The organism is Pseudofrankia saprophytica, from assembly GCF_000235425.2.
GTDB classification, from domain to species: Bacteria; Actinomycetota; Actinomycetes; order Frankiales; family Frankiaceae; genus Pseudofrankia; species Pseudofrankia saprophytica.
Genome location: NZ_KI912266.1, coordinates 7,356,909 through 7,376,112, shown reverse-complemented (window position 1 = coordinate 7,376,112; position 19,204 = coordinate 7,356,909). Strand labels below are relative to the sequence as shown.

16 protein-coding genes are annotated in these 19,204 nt (G+C 71.5%); 10 read left to right on the top strand and 6 right to left on the bottom strand.

What is annotated here, in order from left to right:
• Positions 1–44 precede the first annotated feature (44 nt).
• The gene (locus FRCN3DRAFT_RS0231080; protein ID WP_007508073.1) at positions 45–776 is read right to left on the bottom strand and encodes an enoyl-CoA hydratase/isomerase family protein; all 732 of its coding nucleotides are present in this window, start codon (positions 774–776) and stop codon (positions 45–47) included.
• Positions 777–855: 79 nt separating this feature from the next.
• Here FRCN3DRAFT_RS0231080 and FRCN3DRAFT_RS0231075 point away from each other — a divergent pair, with 79 nt between their 5' ends.
• The 5 genes from FRCN3DRAFT_RS0231075 (at position 856) to FRCN3DRAFT_RS0231055 (ending at position 7,388) form a co-directional block, all read left to right on the top strand.
• A complete protein-coding gene (locus FRCN3DRAFT_RS0231075; protein ID WP_007508071.1) occupies positions 856–2,427 on the top strand; it encodes an AMP-binding protein in 1,572 nt (523 codons plus the stop codon).
• A gap of 29 nt (positions 2,428–2,456) precedes the next feature.
• Positions 2,457–3,632 carry an amidohydrolase family protein gene (locus FRCN3DRAFT_RS0231070; protein ID WP_007508069.1) on the top strand — a complete coding sequence of 392 codons (1,176 nt, stop codon included), beginning with the start codon at positions 2,457–2,459 and terminating at the stop codon, positions 3,630–3,632.
• Between the two features lie 62 nt (positions 3,633–3,694).
• Complete coding sequence (locus tag FRCN3DRAFT_RS0231065; protein WP_007508067.1) at positions 3,695–5,200, top strand: FadD3 family acyl-CoA ligase; 1,506 nt, start codon at positions 3,695–3,697, stop codon at positions 5,198–5,200.
• Between the two features lie 29 nt (positions 5,201–5,229).
• Positions 5,230–6,192 carry an LLM class F420-dependent oxidoreductase gene (locus FRCN3DRAFT_RS0231060; RefSeq protein WP_007508066.1) on the top strand — a complete coding sequence of 321 codons (963 nt, stop codon included), beginning with the start codon at positions 5,230–5,232 and terminating at the stop codon, positions 6,190–6,192.
• 131 nt (positions 6,193–6,323) lie between these two features.
• A complete protein-coding gene (locus FRCN3DRAFT_RS0231055) occupies positions 6,324–7,388 on the top strand; it encodes a CaiB/BaiF CoA transferase family protein (RefSeq protein ID WP_027141100.1) in 1,065 nt (354 codons plus the stop codon).
• A 74-nt stretch (positions 7,389–7,462) separates the two neighbouring features.
• Here the strand turns inward: FRCN3DRAFT_RS0231055 and FRCN3DRAFT_RS0231050 are convergent, their stop codons facing one another.
• On the bottom strand, positions 7,463–8,506 hold the full coding sequence (locus tag FRCN3DRAFT_RS0231050) for a ferredoxin--NADP reductase (protein ID WP_007508063.1): 1,044 nt from the start codon (positions 8,504–8,506) through the stop codon (positions 7,463–7,465).
• A 75-nt stretch (positions 8,507–8,581) separates the two neighbouring features.
• On the opposite strand from FRCN3DRAFT_RS0231050, the gene FRCN3DRAFT_RS0231045 reads away from it, so the two are divergent.
• From FRCN3DRAFT_RS0231045 to FRCN3DRAFT_RS0231025, 5 genes are all read left to right on the top strand, one after another.
• A complete protein-coding gene (locus tag FRCN3DRAFT_RS0231045; RefSeq protein ID WP_007508061.1) occupies positions 8,582–10,177 on the top strand; it encodes a class I adenylate-forming enzyme family protein in 1,596 nt (531 codons plus the stop codon).
• 424 nt (positions 10,178–10,601) lie between these two features.
• A complete protein-coding gene (locus FRCN3DRAFT_RS0231040; protein WP_007508059.1) occupies positions 10,602–11,543 on the top strand; it encodes an acyl-CoA dehydrogenase family protein in 942 nt (313 codons plus the stop codon).
• The gene (locus tag FRCN3DRAFT_RS0231035; RefSeq protein ID WP_007508058.1) at positions 11,530–12,630 is read left to right on the top strand and encodes an acyl-CoA dehydrogenase family protein; all 1,101 of its coding nucleotides are present in this window, start codon (positions 11,530–11,532) and stop codon (positions 12,628–12,630) included. The genes FRCN3DRAFT_RS0231040 and FRCN3DRAFT_RS0231035 overlap by 14 nt, the downstream gene beginning before the upstream one ends.
• Positions 12,631–12,722: 92 nt before the next feature.
• Positions 12,723–13,499, top strand: a complete 777-nt coding sequence (locus FRCN3DRAFT_RS0231030) for an enoyl-CoA hydratase/isomerase family protein (protein WP_007508057.1) — start codon at positions 12,723–12,725, stop codon at positions 13,497–13,499.
• 21 nt (positions 13,500–13,520) lie between these two features.
• Positions 13,521–14,660: an acyl-CoA dehydrogenase family protein gene (locus FRCN3DRAFT_RS0231025; RefSeq protein WP_007508056.1), complete on the top strand. Its 1,140-nt coding sequence runs from the start codon at positions 13,521–13,523 to the stop codon at positions 14,658–14,660.
• 79 nt (positions 14,661–14,739) lie between these two features.
• On the opposite strand, the gene FRCN3DRAFT_RS0231020 is transcribed toward FRCN3DRAFT_RS0231025, so the two are convergent.
• From FRCN3DRAFT_RS0231020 to FRCN3DRAFT_RS0231005, 4 genes are all read right to left on the bottom strand, one after another.
• On the bottom strand, positions 14,740–16,131 hold the full coding sequence (locus tag FRCN3DRAFT_RS0231020) for a tetratricopeptide repeat protein (protein ID WP_051466417.1): 1,392 nt from the start codon (positions 16,129–16,131) through the stop codon (positions 14,740–14,742).
• A 41-nt stretch (positions 16,132–16,172) separates the two neighbouring features.
• Positions 16,173–17,681: a tetratricopeptide repeat protein gene (locus tag FRCN3DRAFT_RS0231015; protein ID WP_007508054.1), complete on the bottom strand. Its 1,509-nt coding sequence runs from the start codon at positions 17,679–17,681 to the stop codon at positions 16,173–16,175.
• Positions 17,682–17,900: 219 nt separating this feature from the next.
• Positions 17,901–18,764 (bottom strand): NAD(P)-dependent oxidoreductase, encoded by an 864-nt coding sequence (locus FRCN3DRAFT_RS0231010; RefSeq protein ID WP_007508053.1) that lies wholly within the window; start codon positions 18,762–18,764, stop codon positions 17,901–17,903.
• A gap of 2 nt (positions 18,765–18,766) precedes the next feature.
• A complete protein-coding gene (locus FRCN3DRAFT_RS0231005; protein WP_007508052.1) occupies positions 18,767–19,204 on the bottom strand; it encodes a carboxymuconolactone decarboxylase family protein in 438 nt (145 codons plus the stop codon).

Genomic DNA, 19,204 nt, shown 5'->3' with positions numbered 1-19,204 from the left:
CCCTTCCGTCCTTATATCTAGGGTGCCGTCGCCGTCCTTGCTCGTTACTTGCCGCGGATCCGGTTCAGCACCTTGTCGACCTCGACCCAGTGCTCGTCGGCGACCCAGAGGTCGCCGAAGGCCTCGGCGACCTCCCGAGGGCCGAGGGCGCCGGACATCACGCGCTTGGTCTCCGCGGCCGGGCGGTGGGCCAGGGATCTGGCCAGCGCCCCCCAGCCGGCGTCGAACTCGGCGCGGGGGAAGACCTTGTCGACCAGGCCCAGGCGCGCGGCCTCCGCCGCGTCGACGACGGTGCCGGAGCCGGCCAGCATGAGGGCACGGCCGCGCCCGACGACGGCGGCCAGGCGCTCGGCGCCGCCCCAGGCCGGCATGACCGCGAGCATCACCTGGGTGAAGCCGATCTGGGCGCCCTCCACGGCGACCCGGATGTCGGCCGCGACCGCGATCTCGGCGCCGCCGCCCAGGGCGTGGCCGTTGACCGCGGCGATGACGGGCCCGCGGAACGCGGCGATCCGGTCGCACAGCCCGCGCATCCGCAGTGCCATGCCGACGGCGCCTTCCTTCGTCCGGATCGTGGCGAGCTCCTTGAGGTCGCCGCCGGAGATGAAGGCACGGTCGCCACCGCCGGTGACGGCCAGAGCGTGCGCCCCCGACGCGTCGACGGCGTCGAGTGCCTTCTCCAGCTCGTCCATCGTGGCCGGCGAGATGGCGTTGCGCGCCTCGGGCCGGTCGACCGTGACGACCGCGAGGCCCCCGTCGATTTCGAGATCGATCACTATGCCTTCTCCGCGGTTGGTACTAACGTTCTCGTCTGGTGAGAGTAGCGTCCCATAGGAAACGGAGTGTGCGCCCAGCATGCGAACCATCCCCCCTGAGCTGGTGAAACGCTACGAGGCCGAGGGGTGGTGGACCCGGGAGACGCTCGGCGACCTGTTGGCCGCCGGCCTCGAGGCCGCGCCCGACGCGCAGTTCCGGGTCCACTCGGCCGTGCGGCCGTACGAGGGGACGCTTCGCGACGTCGAACGGCTCGCCCGCCGGCTCGCCGCGGGACTGCGGGCACGCGGGGTGGGCCCGGGCGACGTGGTCGCCGTCCAGCTTCCCAACTGGGTGGAGGCGGCGGCGACCTTCTGGGCGTCGACGTTCCTCGGCGCGGTCGTCGTGCCGATCGTGCACTTCTACGGGCGCAAGGAGCTCGGCTACATCCTGCGCACGGCGCGGCCCAAGGTGTTCGTGACCGCGCAGCGGTTCGGCCGGATGGAGCTGCACGAGGACCTGTGCGCCGAGGTGCCGATCGTCGGCGTCGTCGACCGGGACTCGGACCGGCGCGGCGAGACAGTGAACTTCGACGACCTGCTCGCCGACGAGCCGCTGGAGGGCGTGCTCCCGGTCGACCCGGCCTCACCCGCCGTGATCGCGTTCACCTCGGGCACCACCCGCGACCCGAAGGGCGTGGTGCACAGCCACCAGACGCTGGTCTTCGAGACCCGCCAGCTGGCCGGGCTGCTGGCGCCAGACCGGGGTGCCCAGCTCACCGGCGCGCCGGTCGGACACTTCATCGGGATGCTCAACGCGCTGCTGATCCCGGTGCTGGACGGAATGCCGATCAACCTGCTGGACGTCTGGGACCCGGCGAGGGTGCTGGAGCTGCTCGCCGACGGTCTCACCGTCGGCGGCGGCGCGACCTACTTCATGACCAGCATCGTCGACCACCCCGACTTCGACCTCGCCAGGCACCACGAGGGGATCCGCTACGCGGGCCTCGGCGGTTCCTCGGTGCCGGCGGCGGTGACCACCCGGCTCACCGACCTGGGCGTCACCGTCTTCCGGTCGTACGGCAGCACGGAGCATCCGTCGATCACCGGCTCGCGCTACTCCGCCGCGCTCGAGAAGAGGATCTTCACCGATGGCGACCCGATGACGGGCGTCGAGATCCAGCTCGCCGAGGACGGCGAGATCCTCAGCCGCGGCCCGGACCTGTGCCTGGGCTACCTCGACGACGAGCTGACGGCGAAGGCGTTCGACGACGAGGGCTGGTACCACACCGGAGACGTCGGCGTGCTGGACGAGGACGGCTACCTCACGATCGTCGACCGCTTGGCCGACTTCATCATCCGCGGCGGGGAGAACATCAGCGCCCTGGAGGTGGAGGAGGCACTGCTGACGATGCCGGCCGTCGCCGAGGCCGCGGTCGTGGCCGCCCCGGACCCGCGTCTCGGCGAGCACGCCGTGGCGGTGCTGCGGCTCGCGCCGGGGCACGAGGTGCCGACGTTGGGGGACACGCGGACGCACCTGGAGCGGGTGGGGCTGGCCAGGCAGAAGTGGCCGGAGGAGATCCGCGTGGTCGACGACTTCCCGCGCACGGCCAGTGGCAAGGTCCAGAAGGTGGTCCTGCGGCGGGACATTGCGGCCGGACAGGCCGGAGAATAGGATTCTCGCATTCAGCAAGGAGGGATCTCATGTCGACGCGCTCGCCGTATCCGGTCTTCGACGCGGACAACCACATGTACGAGACCAAGGACGCCTTCACCAAGTTCCTGCCGAAGGAGTTCGAGGGCGCGATCCGGTACGTCGAGATCGACGGTCGCACCAAGATCGCGATCCGGGGCCGGATCAGCGAGTACATCCCGAACCCCACGTTCGACGTGGTCGCCAGGCCCGGCGCCCAGGAGGACTACTTCCGGATCGGCAACCCGGAGGGCAAGTCCTACCGCGAGATCATCGGCAAGCCGATGCGCGCCATCCCGGCGTTCCGGGAGCCCGAGTCGCGCCTGGCCCTCATGGACGAGCAGGGCCTCGACCGGACGCTGATGTTCCCGACGCTCGCCAGCCTGCTCGAGGAGCGGATGCGCGACGACCCGGAGCTCACGCACGCCGTCGTCCACGCCCTCAACGAGTGGATGCACGAGACCTGGACGTTCAACTACCAGAACCGGATCTACTCCACCCCGGTCATCACGCTGCCGATCGTCGAGAAGGCGATCGAGGAGCTGGAGTGGGTCGTCGCCCGTGGCGCCCGCGTCATCCTGGTCCGGCCCGCGCCGGTGCCCGGCCACGCCGGCTCCCGCTCGTTCGGCCTGCCGGAGTTCGACCCGTTCTGGGCCAAGGTCGTCGAGCACGGAGTGCTGGTCGGCATGCACTCGTCCGACAGCGGCTACGTCCGCTACCAGAGCGACTGGGACGCCAACAAGCGCGAGTACCTGCCGTTCAAGCCCGACGTCTTCAAGATGGTCAGCATGTGGCGCCCGATCGAGGACTCGGTGGCCGCGCTGATCTGCCACGGCGCGCTGTCCCGGTTCCCGGAGCTGAAGATCGCCGTCATCGAGAACGGCGCCTCCTGGGTCGCCCCGCTGCAGAAGTCGCTCAAGGACGCCTACAAGAAGTACCCGCAGGGCTTCGACGAGCACCCGATCGACGTCATGCGCCGCAACATCAACATCTCTCCCTTCTGGGAGGAGAGCTACGCGGACCTCGGCGAGCTGCTCGGCATCGAGCGGATCCTGTTCGGCTCGGACTACCCGCACCCCGAGGGCCTTGGCGACCCGGTGACCCATGTCAGCGAGCTGGGAGACCTCAGCGAGGATGACAAGTTCAAGGTCATGGGCGGCAACCTCGCCAAGCTGATCGACGGCTGAGCGCCGCGCGGGGCGGATCAGGACACCGAGCAGTTCGGACACCGAATGACGAGGACGTCGAGGTGACAGAGAACCTCCGGGTTGCCGGGGACTTGACCATTGCCGGGAGCACCGAGAGCGCGACGTTCACGGGGCTGCCGTGGGACACCATCCCGCGGATGGTGGCGAGTACCGCGGAGCGGTTCGGCGACGCCGAGGCGCTCGTCGACGGTGACCTGCGCCTGACCTACGTCGAGCTGGTCGAGCGGGTCCGCCGGGCCGCCGGCGCGTTCGCCGCGCTGGGCGTCGGCAAGGGCGACCGGGTGGCTATCTGGGCGCCGAACTCGGCCGAGTGGGCGATCGCGGCCTTCGGGCTGCTGACCGCCGGCGGTGTCCTGGTTCCCGTCAACACCCGCTACAAGGCGGCCGAGGCCGCCGACATCATCGTGCGCAGCGGGGCCAAGGCGGTGCTCACCCAGCCCGGCTTCCTCGGTATCGACTACGAGGTCCCGGACGGGGTCACGAACCTCGACCTGAAGTCGGACTTCCTCGCGAGCGGCTCGCCGTTCGAGCGGGAGGTCGACGGCGGCGACATCGCCGACATCATCTTCACGTCCGGCACGACCGGGCGCCCCAAGGGCGTGACGATGAACCACCGGCAGACGCTGCGGCTGTATTCCGAGTGGTGCTACCAGGCGGATCTGCGCGAGGGTGACCGGTACCTGATCGTCAACCCGTTCTTCCACACGTTCGGCTACAAGGCAGGGCTTGTCGCGTCACTCATTCGTGGCGCGACGATCCTGCCGCTCGCCGTCTTCGATGTGGACAAGGTCGGCGAGCTGGTCGAGCGGGAGAAGATCACGATGCTCCCCGGCGCGCCGACCATCTACCACTCGCTGCTCGAGGCCGGCGGCAAGCACGACCTGTCATCCCTGCGCTGCGCGGTCACCGGCTCGGCCGACATCCCGGTGGAGCTCATCCGCCGGATGAAGGCCGAGCTGCCGTTCCAGCACATCATGACCGGCTACGGCCTCACCGAGGCCGGCACCGCGACGGCGTCGCGTCCCGGCGACTCGTTCGAGTCGATCGCGACGACCGTCGGCGCGCCCTGCGACGGGATCGAGGTCGCGGTCGCCGGTGACGGCGAGGTGCTCATCCGCGGCTACAGCGTCATGCAGGGCTACTTCGACGACCCGTTGGCCACCGCCGAGACCGTCGATGCCGACGGCTGGCTGCACACCGGCGACCTCGGCTCGCTCGACGAGCGTGGCTACCTGAAGATCGTCGGCCGCAAGAAGGACATGTTCATCGTCGGCGGTTTCAACGCCTATCCCGCCGAGATCGAGGGATACCTTCTGGAGCACCCGGCCGTGGCTCAGGCCGCCGTCATCGGCGTGCCCGACGCGCGCCTCGGCGAGGTGTGCAAGGCGTTCATCGTCCGGCGCGCGGGCGCCGAGGTGACCGCCGAGGAGGTCATGTCCTGGTCCAAGGAGCGGATGGCCGGGTTCAAGGCGCCGCGTTTCGTCGAGTTCCTCGACGCCCTTCCGCTGAACGCGACGGGCAAGGTCATGAAGGACCAGCTGCGTTGACCGTCGCACTGAAGAGTTAGGTGGAGAAGATGGCGCGGTTCGGCGTGATGATCGGGCCCGAGCGCGGGGACTCCGCGCGCAAGGTCGCGCGGATGCTCGACGACGTGCGCTGGGCCGAGGGCGCCGGGATGGACACCGCCTGGATTCCCCAGGTCCCGACGGACTTCGACGCGCTGATCACCGTCGCGCTCATGGGCACGGTGACCGAGCGCATCGAGTTGGGGACCGCGGTGGTCCCGCTGCAGCCGCAGCACCCGATCGCGCTGGCGCGGTCCGCGATGTCGGCGCACGCCGCGACGAACGGCCGGCTGGCGCTCGGCGTCGGGCCGTCGCACCACTGGATCGTCAAGGACATGCTCGGCCTGCCCTACGACAAGCCGGCCGCGTTCACCCGCGACTACCTCGAGGTGCTGAACGCCGCCCTGGCGGGCACCGGGGGCGCCGACGTCGAGAACGACACCTTCACGGTGCACAACCCGCTCGGCCTCACCCCGGTCGCGCCGCTGCCGGTGCTGGTCGCCGCCCTCGGCCCGGTGATGCTGCGCATCGCCGGCGAGAAGGCGGACGGCACCGTGCTGTGGCTGGCCGACGAGCGCGCCATCGGCGAGCACATCGCGCCGCGGATCACCAAGGCAGCCGAGGAGGCCGGGCGGCCGGCGCCTCGGATCGTCGCGGGCATTCCGATGTGCCTGTGCCAGCCGGACCAGGTCGACGAGGCCAAGGCGCGCGCCAACCGGATCCTCGGCGAGGCCGAGGTCTCCCCGAACTACCAGCGGCTGCTCGACCAGGGCGACGCCACCGGCGTCGGCGACCTCGCGGCTGTCGGTGACGAGGAGATGATCGCCGCCAGGATCAGGCAGTTCCTCGACGCCGGCGTCACCGACCTCTCGGCGCGCCTCCTGCCGATCGGCGACAACCGCGACGAGCTGGTGGCCTCCAAGCGCCGCACCCGCGAGGTCTACGCCCAGATCGCCGCCGACCTTCGAGATTGATGACCGGGGCGGACGGCACCGGGCCCGTGCCGCCGGTGGCCGAAGGCCATGCGACCGAGGAACATGACCGCATGACCTTCGGCCAGGGGCCGCCGGTGGCCGAAGGTCATGCGACCGAGGAACATGGTCGCATGACCTTCGGCCAGGGGCCGCTGGCGGGAATCAGGATTCTCGAGGCCGGCCACATACTGGCCGGCCCGTACGCCTCGATGGTGCTGTCGGACCTCGGCGCCGAGGTCACCAAGATCGAGCCGCCGACGGGCGACATGTCGCGGCAGGTCGGCGACGCCTACTTCGCCAGCCTCAACCGCGGCAAGCGCAGCGTCGTCGCCGACCTGACCACCCGGGAAGGGCAGGACCGGCTGCACGAGCTGGCCGCGGGCGCGCACGCGCTGATCGTCAACCAGCGGCCGTCCGCGATCCGCAAGCTCGGGCTGACCTATGAGGCGCTCCGGCCGTACAACGAGAAGCTCGTCTGCGTCGCGATCACCGGCTACGGCCTGCGGGCCGACGACGACCCGGCGTTCGACTACATCATCCAGGCGGCCACCGGCGTCGCGGCGCTCACCGGCGAACCGGACGGCCCGCCGACGCTGCCCGGCTACACGGCGGCGGACAACTCCGCCGGCCTGACCGCCGCGCTGGGCCTGCTCGCGCAGATCATCTCCGGCCGGGGCGGGCAGGTCGAGGTGTCGCTGCGCGACGTCATGCTCTCCCAGCTCAACTACAAGGTGTCGGCGTACCTGAACGAGGGCGCGGAGCCGGTGCGCCACCCGTTCGGCGCGCACTCGTACTACGTGCCGGCACAGCTGTTCCCGACCGCGGACGGCTTCGTCGCCATGTTCCTGACGCACGACCGCTCCTGGCGGACGTTCGTGGCGGAGGCCGGCATACCCGAACAGGAGGTCGCGGCCTTCCCGACGATGGCCGACCGGGCCGCGCACCGCGAGGAGGTGCTGGCGGTCGTCATCAGAGCGCTGGCGGCCGACACCGCGCGCGGCTGGGAGGCGCGGCTGCGGCCCCAGGGCATCCCGATCGCGGCGGTGCGTTCCCTGCCCGAGGCGCTGGCCGAGGCCCCCGAAACCGTCGTCGACGCGGGCGGCGGCTTCCGTCTGATCGGCAGCCCCATCCGCATCGCCGGCTACGAGCCGGTCTACGGCCCGCCCCCCGCTCTCGGTGAACACGGTGCGGCATAGCCCGCGCGGCACCCAAAACGCGACGCGCCCGGCCGCTGGGCGACCGGGCGCGTTCGGTTCGTGTCTGGGCCTGGCTATTCGTACTTGACGACGACCTTGTCCGACTCGGGCAGGCCCTGGCAGGTGAGCACGTAGCCCTCGGCGACCTCGTCGTCGGTCAGCGCGTCGTTCACCCGCATCGAGACCTCGCCCTCCTCGACGTGGGCCATGCAGGTCGCGCAGGTGCCGGACTCGCAGGAGAACGGTGGGGTGAGCCCGCCGCGGCGCGCGCTCTCCAGGAACGTCTCGCCAGGCCGGCGGGGGAGCGTGACCTTCTTGCGGCCCAGGATGATCGTGACCGAGCCCTCGACCACCTTGCTGGCCGCCGCCGCCGAGCCCGTGCCCCCGGCCTGCGCTCCGGTGGCTTCGTCCTCCTCCGGAGGCAGCGGCGCCGTCGCCCCGAACCGCTCGATGAAGACCTTCCCCACCGCGGGGATGGCGGCCTCGACCAGGTCCATGAACGGCGTCGGGCCGCAGATGTAGACGTCGGCGCCGGTGTCCTCGCCGAGGAAGGCGCGGACGGCCTCCGCGTCGAGGAAGCCCTTCTCGACGTCCAGGTGGCGGGTGACCGACAGCCGGTCCGGGTACTGCTCGGCCAGGTCGGTCAGCGCCTGCCAGAAGATCGCGGCCGGCTGGTCGCGATCGGCGCACAGCAGCCGGACCCGGCGGTTCGTCGAGGCGAGCGCGCTCTTGGCCAGGGAGATGACCGGGGTGATCCCGCTGCCGCCGCAGAAGCCGATCAGCGGCGCGTCGGTCTCGCGCAGGCAGAAGACGCCGTGCGGCCTCGTCAGCTCGACCTCGTCGCCCTTGGCCAGGTTGTCGATCATCCAGTTCGACACCTGGCCGGCCGGGACGCGCTTGACGGTCACCGCGAGTTCGCCGTCGGTCTCCGGCGCGCTCGACATGGAATAGCTGCGCAGCAGCTCCTCGCCGGCGACCGTGACCTTGAACGTGCAGAACTGGCCGGCGCGGTACTCCCACGGGCCCGCGACCGGGGCGAGCGCGAACGTTCGCGCGTCGGCCGTCTCCTCGATCACCCGGGTGACGGTCGCACGCTGGAACAGCGGAGGTCTCGGCATGTGACGACATCCTCTGGTATTAAGGTTCTAACTAGACGAGAATACAGTTTCCACCGACGAGACGGGAGCCTCTCCATGGTGGTCCTCGTCTTCGAGGAGCAGGCATACAGTCAGGCCCAGCTGGACGCTCTGACCGGCGGGTTGGCCCACCGGCTCGCTGCTGGTGGGGTCCGTGCCGGTGACCGCGTGGCGCTGATGTCGTCGACCCGTCCTGAATTCATCATCGCCGTCCGGGCCATCTGGCGCCTGGGTGCTTCCGTCGTGCTGCTCAGCCCCGCGTGGAAGCGCGGTGACGTCGAGCATGCCCTGGCCGTCAGCAAGCCGGCACACGCCGTCGGCGACCACCCGGTGCTCGCCGAGCTGATGCCGATGCTGCACCTGGACGAGCCCGTCGAGCTTACCCAGCCCGCCAAGCCCGTCGCCGCCGCCGCCGACGACGCGGCCGCTCCCGGCGAGGCAGCGGCTCCCGCTCCCGGCTCCGACCCTGGCCCAGACCCCGGCGCGGACGCGCTGTTCGTGTTCAGCTCAGGCACGACCGGGCTTCCGAAAGCCGTGCGGCACACCCACGGCTCGTTCGCCGCCGCCGTCGGCCACTGGCGCGACGTGCTCGGGATGACGGCGGCGGACCGTATCCAGGTCGCGACCCCGCCGTCGCACATCCTTGGCATCCTCAACATCGTCACCGCGCTCGAGACCGGCACCTGGATGCGGCTGCACCGCCGCTTCGACCTGGACGCGCTGCTGCGCTCGATCCAGGATGACCGGATCACCATCGAGATGGCGGTCGCCCCGATCGCGCTCGCGATGGCCTCGCACCCGGACCTGGAGTCGTTCGACCTCTCGTCGCTGCGCTTCATCATGTGGGGCGCGACCCCCGTCACGGCCAGCGTCGCCGAGACCGTCACCCGCCGAGCCGGGGTCCGGTGGCTGCCCGCCTACGGCGCGAGCGAGCTGCCCGTCCTCGCCTGCAACCCGCTCGAGGGCGCCCGGCTGGACAGCGTCGGGAAGGCCGCGCCGGGAGTGGCGCTGCGCGTCGTCGACCTGGAGACCGGCAAGCCGGCCGGCCCGGGGGAGACCGGCGAGATCCAGGCCCGATCGCCGTCGCTGATGGCCGGCTACCTGCCCCAGGAGGCGAACGCGGACGCCTTCGACGATGGCTGGTACCGCACCGGCGACGTCGGCACCATCGACGCCGACGGCTGGGTGCGGCTCACCGACCGGCGCAAGGAAATGATCAAAGTGCGCGGCTTCCAGGTCGCGCCCGCCGAGGTCGAGGCGGTGCTGTACGGCCACCCGGCCGTCGCCGACTGCGCGGTGTTCGGCGTGCCGGACGCGGCGGCCGGCGAGGCGATCGTCGCCGCCGTCACCCGCGTGGCCCCGGCCCCCGCCCCCGCGCCTGCCTCCACCTCCACTCCCGCCACTACCGCCCCGGTCTCGTCCGCCGCCGGCCAGGCGGCGGATGTGGGGCCCGCCACGTCGGACGACACGTTGGCCGCCGAACTGCTCACCCTGGTCGGTACGCGGCTCGCGTCCTACAAGCGGCCGCGCCAGGTGGTGTTCGTCCCCGAGATCCCGCGGCTGCCGTCCGGGAAGGTGCTGCGCCGCGTCTTACGCGACGCAGCTCTCGCCCCGGAGTCCCTCACGTCAGAGTCCCTTCGGAGTGCCGGATGACCGCGGGCCCGCCTCCGCCCAGGACATTCAAGCGCCGCGCCCCCGCGTCGCCCCGACCACGAGCGAAGCGATGTGGCCCTTTCCGCAAGGGCCAGCCCCAGTCCGTGACGCTCGAGCGGCTCGCAACGAAGCTGGCCCGCAGGCGTGCCACAGCAGGGGCCCGGCCACGAGCGAAGCGACGTGGCCCCGCGGAGATGCAGCTTCGGTTTAGTGAGGTTCGGCGGACCGCGACCGAGCTGGCCCGGAGGCGCGCCTCCGCGGAGGCCCGGCCACGAGCGAAGCGACGTGGTTGGACCGCAGCGGAGGTCGCCGGAGGGCACGTGAGCGGAGGAGGACGCCGCGCGGAGGTCCCGTCCCGCAGCGAAGCAAGGGACGGGGCCGGAGCGCGGCGCCCGCACGGAGCGAACCAGAAACAAGGAGCAGCATGGACGTTCGTCTGACGACTGAGCAGCGTGAGCTGCGGGGCGCGGCCGCCCGGCTGGCGGATGATCTAGGACCCGGGTCCGTGCTCGACCTGGCCGACGACGACCGCGCGGCCAGGCTGGAGAAGGCGATCGCGGCGACCGGCTGGCGGACCCTGCGGTCCGACGGCGCCTCCGGCGTCGAGGTCGCCCTGGTCGTCGAGGAGTTCGCCCGCGGCCTGATCGATGTGCCGTTCCTCGGCCCGGTGCTGGCCGACGACCTGTACACGCGGCTCACGGCGGCGGATGGGCCCGTTCCCGACGGTCTCGAGGCCGCGGCGGCCGGCGCGGCCACGGTCGCCCTGGACGGCGTCGCCGTCGACGCCAAGGGCCTGCGCGGCCTGCTCGCGCTGGAGGGCACCCAGGTGCTCGTCGGCGCCGTCGGAGCGACCGCCGAGGGCGTCGACCTGACCAGGCTGACCGGCGAGCCGGCCGGCCCGCTCACGGTGGTCGGCGAGCTCGACGACGAGGCCGTGCTGCGGTGGCGCGCGCTCGCGCTCGTCGCGGCCACGGCCGACATGCTGGGTGCCGCCCGCGGCGCGCAGAACCTCGCCGTCGAGTACGCCAAGGTGCGCCAGCAGTACGGCCACGCCATCGGCTCGTACCAGGCGATCGCCCATCTGCTCGCCGAGGCGCTCGCGCTCGTCGAGGGCTCGGTGAGCGTGCTGCGGCACGCGGCGTGGGCGGTCGACGAGCTGTCGGCGGCCGAGGCCGTCCAGGCCGCGCTCGTCGCGAAGGTCTACATCGAGCGCGCCGCCCGCACCATCTGCGAGACCTCCATCCAGGTGCACGGCGGCATCGGCAACACCTGGGAGTGCCTCGCGCATGTCTTCCTGCGGCGCGTGCTGACGTCCGCGGAGCTGATCCCGGCCAGTCTTGAGGAGATCGACCTTGGACTTTCGTGACTCCCCGGAAGAGGCCGCGTTCCGCGCGCGGCTGCGGGCATGGCTGGCCGAGCACGCCGGCGAGTTCAAGGCGTCCGGCGACGACTACTGGCACCAGGCCGGGCGCTGGCACACCGCGCTCTACGAGGGCGGCTTCTTCGGCCTGTCCTGGCCGAAGCGGTTCGGCGGCCACGACCAGCCGCCGGTCTACGACGTCATCCTGGACGAGGAGCTGGCCATCGCCGGCGCCCCGCCGCGCCCGAGCCTCGGCTACCTCGCGCACGGCCTCGGCCGGCACGCGAGCGAGGAGGTCCAGCAGCGCTTCCTGCCGGGAATGATCAACGGGACCGAGCGCTGGTGCCAGGGCTTCAGCGAGCCGGGCGCCGGCTCGGACCTCGCCTCGCTGACCACCCGGGCCGAGCTCGACGGCGACGAGTACGTCATCCATGGCCACAAGATCTGGACGAGCTACTCCGACGTCGCGGACCTGTGCCTGGTGCTCGCCCGCACCGACCCGGACGTGCCCCGGCACAAGGGCATCTCCGGCTTCATCGTCTCGATGCACCAGCCGGGCGTCGAGCAGCGGCCCCTGAAGATGATCAATGGGGTGTCGGCCGAGTTCGGCCAGGTGGTCTTCGACGGCGCCCGGGTGCCGGCCGCCAACATGGTCGGCAAGCCCGGCGACGGCTGGAAGCTCGCGATGACCGTCGTCGGCCACGAGCGCGAGCCCTCGACGCTGGGCTTCTCCGCCCGCTACGGCAAACTCGTCCGGTCGCTCGCGAAGACGGCCGACGCCTCCGGCGGGAAGGTGCCCGACGACCTGCGCTGGGCGGCGGTGCAGGCCGAGATGCTGCGGCTGCACGTGCGCCGGCGGCTGTCCGAGCAGCTCGACGGCGTCACGCACACCTCGGACGGCTCGCTGGACAAGCTGCTCATGACCTGGGTCGAGCAGTCCGTCGGCCACGCGGCGCTGGCCGTCACCGGCACCAGGGACCGGGAGAACCTCGAGGCCTACCTGTACAGCCGGGCGCAGAGCGTCATGGGTGGCACGTCCCAGATCCAGAAGAACATCATCGCGGGCCGCATCCTCGGCCTGCCGACGAGCTAGCCGCGCGGCCACGCTGCTGGTGGCTGGCGGCGGGCGGTCTCCGGCGCCGCCAGGCCTGAAGGGAAACGGCCGCCAGGCCTGAAGGGAACACAGTGTCGGACAACCTCTACGACCTGCCGGACGAGATCCAGGTCCGGGCCGACGGCCCGATCCGGATCATCACGCTGAACCGACCGGACCACCTCAACGCGGTGAACCACGAGCTGCACCTCGGGCTCGCCAAGGTGTGGACGCTGCTGTCGGAGGACCTGGAGGCCCGGGCCGCGGTGATCACCGGCGCCGGGCGGGCGTTCTCGGCCGGCGGCGACTTCGCCTACCTGGACCGGCTGCGCCAGGACCCCGACCTGCAGCGGCTGACCATCATGCATGGCCGGGAGCTCGTGCTCGGCATGGCGCGCTGCCGGGTGCCGGTCGTGGCCGCGGTCAACGGCCCGGCGGCCGGCCTCGGATGCAGCCTGGTGGCGCTGTCCGACATCGTCTACCTGGCCGAGCGGGCGTACCTGCTCGACCCGCACGTGCAGGTCGGCCTGGTCGCGGCCGACGGCGGCCCGCTCACCTGGCCGCTGCACACGAGCCTGCACTGGGCCAAGGAGTACGCCCTCACCGGCGCGAAGATCCCCGCCGAGCGGGCGCTGCAGATGGGCCTGGCGAACCACATCGTCGCCGACCCGTTCGCCGAGGCCCTCGAGTGCGCGAAGAAGATCGCCGGCCTGCCCCGCCAGGCCGTCGAGTCGACGAAGCGGCTGCTGAACATCCACCTGGAACGGGCGGTGATGGCGAGCCTCGACTACGCGACGAACGCCGAGGAGCAGTCCTTCAAAACGGAGGACTTCGCCACCATCGTCAAGAAGCTCACCAGCAAGTCCTGACCGGTTCGGAGGGGACGGCCGATGCGACGCACGGTCTACGGTCCAGAGCACGAGGCCTTCCGGGCGGCGGTCCGGACCTTCTTCGAGAAGGAGGTCGTCGCCCACTTCGACGAGTGGGAGGAGCGCGGCATGCCGCCGCGCGACTTCTACGACAAGTGCGGCGACCTCGGCATCCTGGGGCTCGGAATCCCGGAGGAGTACGGCGGCGGCGGCGCCTCGTACCTGTTCAACGCTGTCGTCGCCGAGGAGGCCGGCCGCCTGGGTCTCGGCCTCGGCCCGCTGCGCATCCACTGCGACATCAGCGTGCCGTACTTCGTGGACCACGCGAACGACGAGCAGAAGGCACGCTGGCTGCCGGGCCTGGCCAGCGGCGAGCTGGTCTGCGCCCTGGCCCTCACCGAGCCGGGCGCGGGCTCCGACCTCGCGGGCCTGTCGGCCAGCGCCCGGCTCGACGGTGACGAGTACGTGGTGAACGGCTCGAAGACGTTCATCACCGGCGGCCTGAACGCCGACGTCTTCCTCACCGCGGTGAAGACCGACCCGACCCAGCGGCACGCCGGGCTGTCGCTCCTGGTCATCGACGCGGACGCGCCCGGCGTCTCCCGGGGCGCGCCCATGAAGAAGATCGGCCTGCACATCCAGGAGGCCTGCGAGATCTTCTTCGACGACGTCCGGGTGCCGGTGGCCAACCTGCTGGGGGAGGTGGGCCAGGGGTTCACCTACCTGACCTCCCACCTGCCGCAGGAGCGGATGTCCATCTCCGTCAACGCCCAGGCCTCGGCCGCGTCCGTCGTCGGGCAGACCGTCGACTACGTGAACGGCCGCAAGGCGTTCGGCAAGACGATCGGCCACTTCCAGAACACCAAGTTCGTCCTGGCCGGCTGCGCGACCGAGGTCGAGGCCGGCTGGGCGATGCTCGACCGGGCGCTGACCGCGCTCGACGCCGGCGAGCTGACGCCGACGGACGCGGCGAAGGTCAAGCTGTTCGTCACCGAGATGCAGGGCCGGGTCACCGACGCCTGCCTGCAGCTGTTCGGCGGCTACGGCTACATGACCGAGTACCCGGTCGCCCGGGCCTGGGCCGACGCGCGGGTCGGCCGCATCTACGGCGGCTCCAGCGAGATCATGAAGACCATCATCGCCAAGGACCTCGGGCTGTAGTCCAGCCCGTGCCGGTCTGGGAGGCCGTCCGTCCGTCTGGACCGGGCGGCCTCCGTCGTCCTGCGCCGCCCGGTCCCCGTCAGGGATCGATCACCGGTTTCAGGGCGTCGCGCACGGTGGCGGCGATCTCGTCATCCGACACACGGACGAACATGTCGCCGGGTGCCCTGCTCTCCTCGTAGCTGAAGCTGCCCCAGAAGATGTTGCTCGGGCAGCTCACGCCGTCGACCTGCAACCGGATGTCCGACACGAGGCGTGCGGTCCGCACCTCGTACACCTTGACGGATATTGCGATCTTGTGGAACGTGACGGTGAAGGGGCCGTCGGACCCGGGTCGGGACTCGTACGAGCAGCTCCGCGTGGCGTCGCCGTAGCCCTTTCCCCCGGCGCAGACCGCGAGTACAGCGTCGGCGATGTCGTGCGTCGACCATTCGGCGGGCAGTCCGTTGAGGTACTTGCTGCCGCCGATGAAAAGCGTGCGGTATGGACCGTCGCCGCCGTACGGCGCGGCACCGCTATAGGGCGCCGGGCCGGCGCAATAGCCGGACGGCGTGCCCTGCGCCCCTGTCTTCAGCAGCTCGCGGACGTGCGCCAGCTCGATCTGCTGGCCCGCCTTGCGGGCCCCGTCGGTGGCCCTGCCCGCGAGCTTGTCGCCCGGGTACTCGTCGAGCAGCCGCTGGTACGTGGTACGCGCGGGCTCCCACTTCTGGGAGGCCAGGAGACTGTCACCGCAGTCGACGATCGCCGCGGGTGCGAGTCGGGGCACGGTGCCGCCCGCGCGGTCCAGCAGGTCGCCGGTGGGTTTCCGGGCGCGCAGTCTGTCGAGGATCGTCACGGTGTAGCAGGAGTCCCGCAGTGGCAGGCGGTCGAGGAATCTGTCGAGGACTGCGTCGACCATGTGCTCGTGACCGGGCGCGTCCGCGAGTACGTCCGCCAGCCCGTCGAAGCCCAGCGTCAGGGCCGCTTCGTCGCCGCGCAGGACCGCGTCGAACTGGCCGTCGGCGATCTCGATCCGGCTGCAGACGGGCCCGGTGGAGTCGCTGCGGACCGCTCCGGGCCCGTCCACGAGATAGTGGGCCCACGTTCGGCGGTCCAGGGCCTTCGTCGCCCGGGCGCAGTCGCCGTCCCGGACCGCCGCCGCGACGTCGCCGTTGATCCGCGCGACGTCGAGGCGCAGCAGGCTGACGAACAGGAGCAGCGGGAGGGCCAGGGCGAGCGCCGGCCTCAGCCCCGCCCGCACGCGTGCCCGCGGTCGGCGCCGTGGCCACCCGCCCGCGAGGAACCAGCCGTGCGCGACCTGGGCGAACCACCACACGACGAAGACGATCTCGAACCAGACCGTGCGGAACGCCGTGCCGAGCAGGATGACGAGCGTCAGCGTCACCAGGCCGACGGCGAGCGCCCGCTTCCGCCAGCCCAGCCTGACGTACCCGACGCACAGCAGGGATGCGTTGGCCACCGCGATGGCCAACGGACTGCGCTCAGGAGTTGCCGACCCATCCGGGTCGGCGGTCACGGAGCGATCACGGGCCCGAGCGCTGCCCGCACCCCGCCTGCGATGGCGTCATCCGAGGCGTCGACGTACATCTGCGAGGGCGGGCCGGTGTCGATGTAGCCGGAGGTGGTGTAGCTGATCGACGCGGGGCAGCTCGCGCCGTTGATCTGCACCCGCAGGTCCGACACGACGCGACCCGTCTGGACTTCGATGACCTTGATCGGAATCGCGATCTTCTTGAACGCCACACTCTGCCCGAAGGGACTGAACGTGGACTCGTAGGAGCAGCTGCGGACCGTGTCTCCGTACTCCTTGTCACCCGCGCAGACGACGACCACCGCGTCGGCGACGTCGTTCGTGAACCACTCGGGGGGCAGCTTGCCGACGTACGTGTTGTCGCCGCGTACCAGGGCCCGGTTCGGGCTGCCACCGCGGTACGGGGCGGCGCCGCTGTAGGGCGCCGGGCCGGAGCAGTAGGCGGGCTGTGTGCCGCCGGTCCCGGTTCCCAGCAGGTCGCGGACGTGCGCCAGCTCGATCTGCTGGCCCGCCTTGCGGATCCCGTCGGTGGCCTTGCTCGCGAGCTTGTCGCCCGGGTACTGGTCGAGCAGCCGCTGGTACTCGGTGCGTGCCGGCTCCCAGTCGCTCGCGGCCAGGAGGCTGTCGCCGCAGCCGACGATGGCCGCGGGCGCCAGCCGGGGGACGACGCCGGCGGCGCGGTCCAGCCTGTCGCCGGTCGGTTTCCTCGCTCGCAGGCCGTCGAGGATCTTCACGGTGTCGCAGGCATCCGACACGGGCAGGCGGTCGAGGAACCCGTCGAGGACCCTGTCGACCATGCGCTCGTGGCCGGGCATGTCCGCGAGAACTCCCGACAGGTCGCTGAAGCCCTGCGTCAGCGCGCCATCGTCGGCGCCCAGAGCCGCGTCGAACTGGGCGTCCGCGTTCTGGATCTGGGCGCAGGCCCGCCCGGTGACGTCGCCCTGGGCCGCTCCGGGCGGGTCGGCCAGGTAGTGGGCCGCGGACCTCTCGTCCAGGGCCGCCGTCGCTCGTGGGCAGTCGCCGTCCCGGACCGCCCCCGCCAGGTCCGAGTTGATCCCGGCGACGTCGAGGCGGAGCAGGGCGACGGCCGCGAGCATCGGAAGCGCGAACGCGAGCGCGGTGACCAGCCGGGCCCGCCCGCCGGCCCGCCGCCGGCGCCGCGGCCATCCGCCGGCCAGGAGCCAGCCGTGCACGACGAGAGCCAGCCACCACGCGGCGAAGACGACCTCGAACCACCCGGTCCGCACCGCCGTGGCGAGGACGATGACGAGCACGAACGTCACCAGGCCGACGGCGACCGCCCGCCGCCGCCAGCCCAGCATCACGTACCCGACGCACAGCAGGGAGGCGTTCCCGATCGCGACGGCCAGCGGATGGCGGTTGAGGGGTAAGGAGCCGCGCGGGTCGGCGGCGGCGCCCGCCGGAGCGGCACCCGGGCGGCCGCCGTCTCCGATACCAGTCGACGGGTCGGTCCGCTCAGGCAGATCCATGGTCCCCTCGCTGGCGATCCGGCCGCTCCGTTACGCGCACATATCGTCCCGTATGTGGCGCAACACTGGGAAGGCGAACGGGCATCCCTGCCGTGTCAGGAAGCGGACGGCCACGGTTCGGCACGAGATCTTCCCTAACGGACCCGGAGGGGATACGGGAGGCATGGATTCAGGAGGCCATGACCCGGGACCCGAGACCCGGGCCGGCTCGGCCTCCGGTCAGGCCGAGCCCTCCACGAAGGGGTAGATACGGGTGAAGTCGACCCCTGGCTCGGCTTCGGCGAAGCGCTTCCAGATGTCCTCGGTCGTCGCCCCCACGGTGTCCGGAGCGGCGGCCTCGCGGACCTCGGCCAGGTAGAGGCGGACGTCCTTGGCCATGAGGGTGTTGGCGAAGCCGGAGCCGTAGCGGCCGGTGAGGACGTCGTTCGGGAACTTGTCGTCGGTGGCGGCGCTGCGGCCACTGGAGGTGTTGAGGACCTCGATCATGGTCTTCATGTCGAGGCCCGCCTGGACGCCGAACGCGACGGCCTCGCTGGTGGCGGCCAGCGCCGTGGCGGACAGGAAGTTGTTCGCGAGCTTCAGCGCCTGGCCGAGGCCAGCGCGGTCACCGACGCGGCGGATCTTGTCCGACAGCCCGGCGAGCACCGAGTAGACGGCCTCGACGGCGTCGTCGGTGCCCGCGTACATGACCGCCAGCCTGCGGGCCCTGGCGCCGGCCACACCGCCCGACACGGGCGCGTCGACATAGCCGATGCCGGCGGCGGTGAGCAGCTCGGTGATACGGCCGGCCGCGGCGACACCGATCGTCGACGTGTCGATGATGTGGGTGACGCGGCGGTCGGCCGCGCCGGCCACCTCGGTGGCGACCTTCTCGGAGACGGTGCCGTCCGGGAGGCTGAACACGACGATGTCGGCCTCGCGTGCCACCTCGGCCAGGTCGGCCGCGAACCGGGAACGCTCGGGTGCCCGGTCCGGGCCGGCCACGTCGAAGGCGACGACGTCGAAGCCATACCTGACGAGGTTTTCGGCGAGTGCGGCGCCCATGTTGCCGAGGCCGACGAAGCCAACCGTCGGGGAGGTCATCGTCACGCCCCTTCGCCGGGCGCGGACCCGCTGTCCGCGGCGGTGGCCGTCTCCTGGGCGGCCTCCTGAGCGGCGCGGCCGGCGCGTACCTCGCGCAGGGCGCGGCGAGCGGAGATCGCCGCGGGCGCGCCGCAGTAGGCGGCGACCTGGAAGAGCAGCTCGTCGAGTTCGGCGTCGGTCACGCCGGTGCGCGCCTGCGCGCTGGCGTGCAGCCGGAACTCCTCCATCCGGCCGAGAGCCGCGGTCATCGCCAGCACCAGCAGGCTGCGGTCCCGGTTGGAGAGGGCTCCGCCGCGGGTCCAGACACCCCAGGCCTGGCGGGTGATGTGGTCCTGGAAATCCCGGGCGACCGGGTCGGTCTCGCCGGTCTGCCGATCGACGTAGGCGTCGCCCAGCATGGCCCTGCGCAGCGCGTACGCGGCGCTCAGCGCATCGTCCAC